Source organism: Vibrio chemaguriensis (assembly GCF_012275705.1).
GTDB classification, from domain to species: domain Bacteria; phylum Pseudomonadota; class Gammaproteobacteria; order Enterobacterales; family Vibrionaceae; genus Vibrio; species Vibrio diabolicus.
In genome coordinates this window covers 1-1,190 of sequence record NZ_SHOE01000058.1, presented here as the reverse complement: position 1 = coordinate 1,190, position 1,190 = coordinate 1, and the positions used below count along the sequence as shown (strand labels likewise).

The window sequence follows — 1,190 nt, the reverse complement described above, 5'->3', positions numbered from 1 at the left end:
TATGAATTAGTCGAAGATCTTAGCAACAACACCAGCACCTACTGTACGGCCACCTTCACGGATCGCGAAACGTAGACCTTCGTCCATTGCGATTGGTGCGATTAGCTCAACAGTCATCTGTACGTTGTCACCTGGCATTACCATTTCTACGCCTTCTGGTAGCTGGATGTCACCAGTTACGTCAGTTGTACGGAAGTAGAACTGTGGACGGTAGCCTTTGAAGAATGGAGTGTGACGACCACCTTCATCTTTAGACAGTACGTATACTTCTGATTCGAACTTAGTGTGTGGAGTGATTGAACCAGGCTTCGCTAGTACTTGACCACGTTCAACTTCGTCACGCTTAGTACCACGTAGAAGTGCACCAACGTTCTCACCTGCACGGCCTTCGTCTAGAAGCTTACGGAACATCTCTACACCAGTACATGTTGTAGTAGTTGTTTCCTTGATACCTACGATAGCAACTTCGTCACCTACAGTTAGGATACCACGCTCGATACGACCAGTTACTACTGTACCACGACCTTGGATTGAGAATACGTCTTCGATAGGCATTAGGAATGGCTGATCTACCGCACGCTCTGGCTCAGGGATGTAAGTATCTAGAGCTTCAGCTAGTTCAACGATTTTCGCTTCCCACTGCTCTTCGCCGTTTAGTGCGCCTAGTGCAGAACCTTGGATAACTGGTAGGTCATCACCTGGGAAATCGTATTCAGATAGAAGTTCACGAACTTCCATTTCTACTAGTTCTAGTAGCTCTTCATCGTCAACCATGTCACATTTGTTCATGAATACGATGATGTATGGGATACCAACCTGACGGCCTAGTAGGATGTGCTCACGAGTTTGTGGCATTGGGCCATCTGTCGCAGCAACAACTAGGATACCACCGTCCATCTGTGCAGCACCAGTGATCATGTTTTTAACGTAGTCCGCGTGTCCTGGACAGTCAACGTGTGCGTAGTGACGAGTTGGAGTGTCGTACTCAACGTGAGAAGTTGCGATTGTGATACCGCGCTCACGCTCTTCTGGAGCGTTATCGATAGATGCGAAGTCTTTAGCTACACCGCCGTAAACTTTAGCAAGAGTAGTACAGATAGCTGCAGTTAGAGTTGTTTTACCGTGGTCAACGTGGCCGATAGTACCAACGTTAACGTGCGGTTTCGTACGTTCAAATTTTTCTTTAGACA

1 protein-coding gene is annotated in these 1,190 nt (G+C 47.2%); it reads right to left on the bottom strand.

From position 1 onward, the window contains the following. Nucleotides 1-6: 6 nt before the first annotated feature. A partial coding sequence (gene tuf, locus EX191_RS22745; protein ID WP_164667183.1) for an elongation factor Tu occupies nt 7-1,190 on the bottom strand: 1,184 nt, incomplete at its 5' end.